7 protein-coding genes are annotated in these 9,359 nt (G+C 70.0%); 3 read left to right on the forward strand and 4 right to left on the reverse strand.

What is annotated here, in order from left to right; genetic code table 11:
• Positions 1-11: 11 nt before the first annotated feature.
• Positions 12-1,781, reverse strand: coding sequence for a cytochrome c biogenesis protein DipZ (locus LRM18_RS16340; protein ID WP_270955042.1), 1,770 nt, complete (start codon positions 1,779-1,781; stop codon positions 12-14).
• 2 nt (positions 1,782-1,783) lie between these two features.
• Complete coding sequence (gene msrB / locus LRM18_RS16345; protein ID WP_270955043.1) at positions 1,784-2,359, reverse strand: peptide-methionine (R)-S-oxide reductase MsrB; 576 nt, start codon at positions 2,357-2,359, stop codon at positions 1,784-1,786.
• A 144-nt stretch (positions 2,360-2,503) separates the two neighbouring features.
• Here msrB and LRM18_RS16350 point away from each other — a divergent pair, with 144 nt between their 5' ends.
• Entirely contained in the window at positions 2,504-3,223 is a 720-nt protein-coding gene (locus LRM18_RS16350; protein ID WP_182068314.1) for a response regulator transcription factor, read from the forward strand.
• Positions 3,220-4,689, forward strand: a complete 1,470-nt coding sequence (locus LRM18_RS16355) for a HAMP domain-containing sensor histidine kinase (RefSeq protein ID WP_053506601.1) — start codon at positions 3,220-3,222, stop codon at positions 4,687-4,689. The genes LRM18_RS16350 and LRM18_RS16355 overlap by 4 nt, the downstream gene beginning before the upstream one ends.
• On the opposite strand, the gene LRM18_RS16360 is transcribed toward LRM18_RS16355, so the two are convergent.
• Both LRM18_RS16360 and LRM18_RS16365 read right to left on the reverse strand, forming a co-directional pair.
• Positions 4,686-6,032, reverse strand: coding sequence for an ATP-binding protein (locus tag LRM18_RS16360; protein WP_103281979.1), 1,347 nt, complete (start codon positions 6,030-6,032; stop codon positions 4,686-4,688). The genes LRM18_RS16355 and LRM18_RS16360 overlap by 4 nt on opposite strands.
• Positions 6,029-6,718: a winged helix-turn-helix domain-containing protein gene (locus tag LRM18_RS16365; protein WP_010484092.1), complete on the reverse strand. Its 690-nt coding sequence runs from the start codon at positions 6,716-6,718 to the stop codon at positions 6,029-6,031. Before LRM18_RS16365 ends, LRM18_RS16360 begins: the two co-directional genes overlap by 4 nt.
• A 349-nt stretch (positions 6,719-7,067) precedes the next feature.
• On the opposite strand from LRM18_RS16365, the gene asnB reads away from it, so the two are divergent.
• The gene (gene asnB / locus LRM18_RS16370) at positions 7,068-8,969 is read left to right on the forward strand and encodes an asparagine synthase (glutamine-hydrolyzing) (protein ID WP_057494291.1); all 1,902 of its coding nucleotides are present in this window, start codon (positions 7,068-7,070) and stop codon (positions 8,967-8,969) included.
• The last annotated feature ends 390 nt before the right edge of the window (positions 8,970-9,359 follow it).

Raw genomic sequence — 9,359 nt, forward strand, 5'->3', positions numbered from 1 at the left:
GTCCTCCCGGTTCAACCGAAGGTGAAGGCATAGGCCTGCACGCCCGCATCGAGGAACTCGATCTCGAAGCGGTGCGGGCCGACCGTGCCGCGCTGGCGCACCAGCTGGTACAGGCGGTGCTCGTCGACCACGCCACTGCCATCGGCACCGACATCACTGCCGGCGTCGGCGGCGGGCAGCGGCTTGCCATCCAGCCAGACGCGGAAGCGCACCGGCGTTACTTCGTGGCCCGGTGCCAGCACCAGGTGCAGGTCGCGGGCATGGAACTGGAAGGCGATGCGGCCGCCGGCCTGCTGCAGCTGTGCGGCCTCGTCGGTGATGGTCCAGCGCCCGGACAGTCCCCACTGGTTCAACGCCAGGCTGGCCGGCAGCGTGTAGTCGAACGCGGCGTCGCTGCGCTGCCCGCCGGGCGAGGCGAACTGCTCGGCACGGGCGTGGCCCAGGTAGGTTTCCGGCGAACGCAGGTTGCTCATGTCGGCCTGCGCGGCCACGCCCTTCAGCTCGGCGGCAGCGGGATCGGCGGGCGGCGGCAGGTTCGTCTGCCCGGCGTCGGCCAGCAGGCGACGGATCATCTGTTCCGAGCGCGCGTAGTTGCCTTCACCGAACTGGTGGCCGCGGATGTTGCCCTGTGCGTCGACGAAGTACTGCGCCGGCCAGTAGCGGTTGTTGAACGCGCGCCAGATCGTGTACTGGTTGTCCAGCGCCACCGGGTACTCAACCTTCAGCTGCTGCACCGCCTTCATCACGTTGCGCGGGTCACGCTCGAAGGCGAACTCCGGCGTGTGCACGCCGATCACCACCAGGCCGTGGTCGCGGTAGCGGCGCTCCCATTCGTGCACGAACGGCATCGCGCGCAGGCAGTTGATGCAGGAGTAGGTCCAGAAATCGATCAGCACGACCTTGCCGCGCAGCTGCTCGGCTGCCAGCGGGGGGCTGTTGAGCCAGCCGGTGGCACCGTCCAGCGCGGGCAGGGTGCCTTCCACCGGCAGCGGTGCATCGGCAGCGGCGTTGGCACCGGCCATCATCATCATCGGCGGTGCCGACGGCTGCGCGCCGGGCACCGCATCCAGCAGGCCCTGCTCGATGCGGGCGGTGCTGACCGTGGAAAGACGGGTCAGCAGGCCGGTATCCCAGCCCAGGCCGATCACCACCACCGCCAGCAGGGCGGCCACGCCCAGCCCCTTGCGCAGCGCATCGCCGAGGCCAAGCCGCGCCTGCAGCGCACGGAACACGCGGCCGCCGACCCACACCGCCAGCGCCAGCGCAGTGATCGCGCCCAGCGCATACGCCAGCAGCAGGGTGCTGGTCCCCACGCTGGCGCCATGCAGGGCGGCACCGGTCAGCACCAGGCCAAGGATCGGCCCCGCGCAGGGCGCCCACAGCAGGCCGGTGGCGATGCCGATCAGCAGCGATGTCCATGCACCGCCCCGTCCCGCAGCGTCGGCGGCATCGGCACGCGCGCTCAGGCGGGCGCCCACGCGCTGGAACGGTGCCAGCAGGTGGTCGGCCAGTCGCGGCCACAGCAGCGCCAGCGCGAACAGCGCCATCAGCAGCAGGGCGATCCAGCGTCCGACCTGGTTGGCCTGCGCTACCCACTGGCTGCCCACCGCGGCCAGGCTGGCAACCACGGTGAAGGTGAGCGCCATGCCCAGCAGCAGCGGCAGCGTGCTGCGCAGGAACGGACGGTCGGCACGCGCGAATACGAACGGCAGCACCGGCAGGATGCAGGGGCTGAGCAGGGTCAGCGCGCCCCCCAGGTAGGCAAGCAGCAACAGCAGCATGGTCAGGCTCCGGAAACAGGGGAAGAACCGACCGGCACCCGCCAGCCGTCGGCAGTGCCGCCATTGGTGGCACCGGGAACGAACACCATCGCCGCACCGTTCATGCAGTAGCGCAGCCCGGTCGGGCGTGGGCCATCGTTGAACACATGGCCAAGGTGGCCGCCACAGCGACGGCAGTGCACCTCCACCCGCAGCATCCCGAAGGTGACGTCGCGGTCTTCGCCAATGGCGTTGTGCAGCGGTGCCCAGAAGCTGGGCCAGCCGGTGCCGCTCTCGAATTTGGTGGACGAGGAGAACAGCGGCAGCGCGCAGCCGGCGCAGGCGAAGGTGCCCTGCCGGTGCTCCTTGTTGAGCGGGCTGCTGTAGGGGCGCTCGGTCGCCTGCTGGCGCAGCACCGCGTACTGCGCCGGGGTCAGGCGCTGGCGCCACTCGGCATCGCTGTGCATGACCTCGAACTGTCGCGACGGACGCGCTTCGGCGGCGGCCGGGGCGGCGCGGCTGCAGGCCCCCAGGCCGAGCAGGCCGGCGGCGGTGGCAACACCGCCCAGGCCCAGCAGATGGCGGCGGGACAGGGACATGGCGGACTCCGGGAAGGGGCGACGGGGCCATGCTGCGCCCGCCCGGGTCAACGAATCCTCACGCAGGATTCAATTTTTCGTGAGGTATCGGCGGCCGTCCCGCGCCACAATGCAGCCAGCCTCCCCGCTGGCCCCGAGTTGCCGATGTCGACCAAACGCGTGCTGATCGTTGAAGACGATGCCCACATCGCCGACCTGCTGCGCATGCACCTGGGCGATGAAGGCTACGAGGTCGCCCATGCCGCCAGCGGCGACGCCGGCCTGCGCCTGCTGGAGCAGGACGGCCCGTGGGATGCACTGGTGCTGGACGTGATGCTGCCCGGCGTGGATGGCCTGCAGGTCTGCCAGCGTGCACGCGCGATGGCGCGTTACGTGCCGATCATCATCATCAGCGCGCGGGGCAGCGAAACGCAGCGCATCGTCGGCCTGGAGCTGGGCGCGGACGATTACCTGGCCAAGCCGTTCTCGATGCCGGAGCTGGTGGCGCGGGTGCGTGCGCTGTTGCGCCGCGCCGAGGCGATGGCACAGAGCGCGCGCATCGATGCCGGTGCGATCGAGCTGGGCGGGTTGCAGCTGGACCCGGTCGCGCGCACCGCCTCGGTCGATGGCAACTCGCTGGAGCTGACCCCGCGCGAATTCGACCTGCTGCTGTTCTTCGCCCGTCACCCGGACCAGGTGTTCGCGCGCATGGAGCTGCTCAACCAGGTCTGGGGCTACCAGCACGACGGCTACGAGCACACGGTCAACACCCATATCAATCGCCTGCGCAGCAAGATCGAGCCCGACCCGGCCAACCCGCGGCGGTTGCTGACGGTGTGGGGTCGTGGCTACAAGCTGGTCGACCCGGCCGGGGCGGCCGCATGATCAAGCCGAACCTGTGGCAGAAGCTGGCGGTGGTGACCGCTGCGCTGATGCTGGCGTGCTGCATGGCGCTGCTGGCGCTGCAGATGCGGGCCAACACCCGCCACGAGCAGGAAGTCGTGCAGCGGCTATCGCTGGGCCTGGCCGAACATATCGCGCAGCGCAGCGAGCTGATGGATACCAGCGGCATGCGCGATGCCGCGGTGCGCGCGCTGTTCGGCCAGCTGATGGCGGTCAACCCCAGCGTCGAGGTCTACCTGCTGGACGACCAGGGCCGCATCCTTGGCCACGATGCGCCCAGTGGGCACCTGGTGCGCACCCGGGTGGACGTGGCGCCGCTGCGCCGCTTGCTGGCGGGAGCACCGTTGCCGATCCTCGGCGATGACCCGCGCAGCGCCGATGGCCGCAAGGTGTTCAGTGCTGCACCGTTGATCGTTCAGGGCCGCCAGGCCGGTTATGTGTACGTGGTGCTGGTGGGCGAGCACCGGCAGATGCTGGCCGACGACCTCGCCGCCGGCAGCCAGTGGAACACCACGCTGTGGTCGGTGGCACTCGTTGGTGGCCTCGGCCTGCTGGCCGGGCTGGTGGCGTTCTACTGGGTGACACGCCCACTGCGGCGGCTGACCCGGCGCATCCAGGCCTTCGACATCGATGCACCCACGCCGCTGCCGCCGGCGGAGCCGCTGCGCCCGGGTGAGCGCGATGAACTGGTGATCCTCGAACATGCGCATGCGCAGATGGCGCAGCGGCTGGGCGAGCAGTGGCAGCAGCTGCGCCAGCAGGACCTGCAGCGCCGCGAGCTGGTGGCCAACATCTCGCACGACCTGCGCACGCCGTTGTCATCGCTGCACGGCTACCTGGAAACGCTGGCATTGAAGGATGCCACGCTGTCGCCGGACGAGCGGCGCCGTTATCTCGGCATCGCGCTGGCACAGAGTGCCAAGGTCGGCCGGCTGGCGCGCGCGCTGTTCGAGCTGGCGCGGCTGGAGCATGGCGAAGTGCGGCTGGAGTGGGAGGTGTTCGCACTGCCGGAGCTGCTGCAGGACGTGCTGCAGAAGTTCGAACTGGCGGCGCAGGCGCGTGGCCAGCAACTGCACGCGGCATTCCCGCCCGGCCTGCCCCCGGTGCGCGCCGACCTTGGCCTGGTCGAGCGGGTGCTGACCAACCTGCTCGACAACGCGCTGCGGCATGCACCCGAGGGCGGGCAGATCGAGGTGCGCCTGCGCGCAACCGATGACAGCGTGGAGGTGAGCGTGGCCGATGACGGTCCCGGGGTGGCCCCGGCACTGCGCACGCAGCTGTTCCAGGCACCGGCCGCGCTGGGTGCCCGGCGCGGCGAGAACGGCGGATTGGGCCTGTTGATCGTGCAGCGCATCGTGCAGCTGCATGGCCGGCGCATCGAACTGCGTGACAGTGCGCGCGGCGCGCTGTTCGTGTTTGCCTTGCCGCGCGCGGAACCGGCGGCCTAGCAGGCCGCTTCGCCCTCTGCGCTGCCGCCGCTCTCCAATGGCAGGTGCAGGCGGATGCAGGCCCCACCCAGCTCCGAATCGGTCACCTCGACGTGGCCACCGTGCTTGTCGGCCACCACCTGCACCAGTGCCAGGCCGAGGCCGAACCCGGGACTGCCCGGGTCCAGCCGCACGTAGGGTTGCAGCACCTGGCCGCGGAGCTCCGGTGCGATGCCGGGGCCGTCGTCCTCCACCTGTACGCACAGCCAGGCGTCGTTGACGGTGCTGGCAATGCGGATCTGCCGCCGCGCGTACCGCAGGGCATTGCCGAGCAGGTTGCGCAGCGCCAGTTCCAGCATGTGCCGGTTGACGTTGACCAGACCCACCGGCGACAGCGCCTGCTGCACCGGCATCGGCAACGGTGCGAACTGGGCGACCACGCCACGCACCAGGGCCGCCAGCTGCAGGCGCTGGCGGGTCAGCTGATGGCAGCGGCCCAGTGCGGCGTACTCGACGCCTGCATCGGTCAGGTGCTGCAGCCGATCAACGTCGGTGCGCAGGCCGCCCAGCGCATCGCGCTGCACGTCGTCAAGTGCGCTGTCTTCCAGCTCGGCCAGGCCGAAACGCATCCGTGCCAGCGGCGTGCGCACTTCGTGCGCCACCGCCTGGGCCAGCACCCGCTGGCTTTCCAGCAGTTGCTGCAGCTGCTCGGCCATGTGGTTGAAGGCATTGGCCAGCGGCCGCACCAGTGCGGTGCCGGCGCGCGGCGCACGCGTGTCCAGCTGGCCGTCGCGCATGCGCCGCGCCGCCTGGGCCAGCTGCGAGACGTCGCGCCACAGCCGGTAGACCATCACGTACATCGGCAGTGCCACCGCCACCATCAGGATCAGCAGCAGGATCGCCACGCCGGACACTTCGCTGTCCTGCCACCCCTCATCGGGCAGTGCTTCGTCCAGCGGCCCCAGCATCACCGCGTAGTCGCTGTCACCGATGCGCTGCAGGCTGCGCATGTGCTCCAGGTCGATCTGCACGCGGCCGTTGTTGAACGGAGGGCGCTGGCTGGCCGGCAGCGCCTTCGCCGCCTCGGCCAGCGGCACCAGGCGCAGGGCATAGGCGAAATCAGCGTCGAGTTCGCGGGCCAGCGCCGGCCATTGCTCACGCGGGGTTTCGGCGAAGCGATGCTGCAGCAGCGCGTGCGTGCCGCGCATCTCGGCCTGCAGGCCGGCTTCGGTGCGGTCTTCCAGCAGGGCATCCCAGGCCCACAGGCCCAGCACGATCAGCAACAGGTGGGCGAGCAGGAAGCCGATGCCGTAGCGCAGGAAGTGGAAGGCGTGGCCGCGCATCGCCGACGGCGTGCGCGTCATCCCCATGCCGAGCGGCTGAACAGGTAGCCGCGGCCGCGGACGGTCTTGATCCGTTCCGGTTGCTCGGGGTTGTCGCCCAGCTTGCGGCGCAGGCGCGAGATGCGGGCATCGATCGAGCGGTCCAGGCCGTCGAAGGCGATCCCGCGCAGGCCGCGCAGCAGCGCATCGCGGTCGAGGATCTGGCCGGCGTTGCTGGCCAGCAGGAACAGCAGGTCGAACTCGGCCGTGGTCAGCTCCAGCAGGCCGCCCTGCAGGTGCACGTTGCGGGTGGAAGGGTCGATGTTCAGCTCGCCGAAGCGCAGGCTGCCGTCACGCGGCTCGACCCGGCGGTGCCGGCGCAGGTGGGCACGCAACCGGGCCAGCAGCACCCGCGGCTCGATCGGTTTGCCGATGTAATCGTCGGCCCCCAGTTCCAGGCCCAGCACCTGGTCGATGTTGTCGGTACGGGCGGTCAGCACGCAGATGATGCCGTCATAGTGGGGCCGGATCTGCCGACACACTTCGAAACCATCCTGGTCGGGCAGGCCGACATCGAGCAGCACCAGCGCCGGCTTTTCGGCCAGGATCCGGGCCACTGCCCGCTCGCCGCTGCGTTCATGGGCAACCTGGTAGCCATGCCGCTGCAGGTAGTCACTGACCATCGTTCCCAGGCGGGCATCGTCTTCGACCAGTACGATATCCAGCATTTCCAAGGCCTCCGTGGACGCAAACGTACCGCCACGGCACGAGCGCGGCGATGCTATCCCAGCCGTCGGGCCGCCCGGGTCCCGGGGGCGGGCGCCATTCAGCCGGGGTTGCTGGCGCTCCGGCCGGTTCTCAGTCCCGGCAACGACTTGCCGCCCAGCATAGCCTGCCGCTGTTACAAAACGTTACCTTCGTGATACGGCTGGTGACGATCGCTGACAGCAAAGCGACTGACGCAGCGGGGCCTGCGGCCGAGCATGGAGTCTCCTCCGCTCCGCGTGCCGTCCTCATGTCGCCCGCCGCCCGCTGCCTGTTCAACCCACCCCGCCGCTGCCACTGCCGAGGCGCCCGATGAGCGGCGTGGTCGGGGCCTGGCTGCCGCCCGCCGAGGACGAGCAGCTGCTGCAGCAGCTGGCACCGATGCTGCGTGCCCTGCAGCAGCGTGGCCGTGGCCGCATCGGCTACTGGACCGACGCCGAGGCCGGCCTCGCGCTGGGCCACTGCCGGGCGCCGGCCGATACGCCGTTGCAGCCGCTCAGCTCGGACTGCGGTCGCTACGTGCTGTGCCTGGACGGCCGCCTGTACAACCGCGGTGACCTGCAGGCGCAGTTGCGCGACCTGCCACGTAGTTGCAGCGATGCGCGGCTGCTGCTGCAGGCGATCGTCGAATGGGGCGTGCAGCGGGCGCTGTCGCGCATCGAGGGTGCCTTCGGCTTCAGCGTCTGGGACCGGGAGGCGCGCGTGCTGTGGCTGGCCCGTGATCCGGTGGGCGAGAGGCCGCTGTATTACGGCTGGTACCAGGGCCAGTTCCTGTTCGCCTCGGAGTTGAAGGCGCTGCAGGCCTTCGCCGGTTTCGCGCCGAGCATCGATCAGGACGCGCTGAGCCTGTTGCTACGCCATGACTACGTGCCGGCACCGCATACCATCTACCGCGGCATCCACAAGCTGGTGGCCGGCGCGATGCTGCGCATCGATCTCAGTGACCACGCCGCAGGTCGCTCCAGCCATGCCGCGCAGGGTGGCGCGCGTTACTGGTGCGCGCGCGACGCGATGCAGAGCGCGCTGCAGCAGCCGCTGCAGCCGGCGCCGAGCCTGGAACAGGCCACCGACCAGCTGGAAGCAGCACTGCAGAAGGCGATCGCGGCGCGCATGCACTCGCCACTGGCTTGTGGCGCGTTCCTGTCCGGCGGCACCGACTCTTCGCTGGTGACGGCGATGATGCAGGCGCAATCGACCCTGCCGATCGAGGCCTGGACCGTCGGTTTCGACGATCCGGGGCATGACGAGAGCGACTGGGCGTCGCAGGTCGCGCGTCACCTGGGGGTGCAGCACCACCTGCACCGCATGGATGCGCGCCAGGGCCTGGACCTGCTGCAGCGCCTGCCGCAGGTCTGGTGCGAACCCTTTGCCGACGCTTCACAGCTGCCGACGTTGCTGGCCAGTGAACTGCTGGGGGCGCGCAAGCCGGTCGCGCTGACCGGTGACGGTGGCGATGAGCTGTTCTTCGGCCACCCCAGCTATGGCCGCGCGCTGCGCAATGCGCGCCTGTGCGGCGGCCTGCCGGACTGGGTACGCGACCTCGCGCGGCGCAGCGGCAATCGCTTGAACGCCGAGCGCGGTCGCCTCGGTGGCTGGCGTGCGCTGGTGGCCGAGGTCGCTGCCAACGATGTGGAGGGGCATTACCTGCAGCGGGTGACCCGCTGGCGACAGCCGGCCCAGGTCGTGCTGGGTGCGCGTGAGCCGCTGACGATCTTCCAGCAGCAGGACACGGCGCTGCCGGCCGAGGCGCGCATCCAGCTGCTGGATTTCCGCATGGACCTGGCCGAGGGCATCCTGGCCAAGGTCGACCGTGCGGGCATGGCGGCGGGTGTCGAGACCCGTGCGCCGCTGCTGGACATGGAGGTCGTGCGCCTGGCGTGGCGCCTGCCGCAACACCTGAAGTACCACGATGGGGAACACAAGCGGATCCTCAAGCACCTGCTGGCGCGCTATCTGCCGGAGCCGCTGGTGTATCGTCCCAAGCGCGGCTTCGGCCCGCCGATGGCGCGCTGGCTGGCGGGGCCGTTGCGTGACTGGGCGGAGGCACTGCTGGACCCGCAGCTGCTGCGCAACCAGGGCTGCTTCGATGCGGTGCGCGTGCGGGGCATCTGGGAGGCGTTCCTGCGCGGCGAGCGCAAGTGGCACACGCACCTGTGGAACGTGTTGATGTTCCAGGCGTGGCACCAGCATTGGCATGGTGGTCGCGGGCGCTGAGGCTCTTTCGCGGATTGTTCTGCGTGGCGCCGGACGGATGCCCTTGCGTACGAGTGTCCTCCGGCGCCGGCCGTTGGCCGTCGCCTCCCCCTTTACTTCGTACGCAAGGGCCTCCGCCCTGCGTTCGGAGTTCGTCGGCGCTTCCTTGAAAGGCGGCTGCGCGTGCTGCGCTCTCCTCACCGCACACCGAGCCTTGTCGGGGCCCTTCAGCCGCAGAGACGTCGGTTGAAGACACGCGTGTGGCGGATGCACTCTGCGCGGCGCCGGACGGATGCCCTTGCGTACGAATGTCCTCCGGCGCCGGCCGTTGGCCGTCACCTCCCCCTTTACTTCGTACGCAAGGGCATCCGCCCTGCGTTCGGAGTTCGTCGGCGTTTCCTTGAAAGGCGG

This window comes from Stenotrophomonas sp. PI_27, assembly GCF_027854495.1.
Lineage (GTDB): Bacteria > Pseudomonadota > Gammaproteobacteria > Xanthomonadales > Xanthomonadaceae > Stenotrophomonas > Stenotrophomonas pavanii.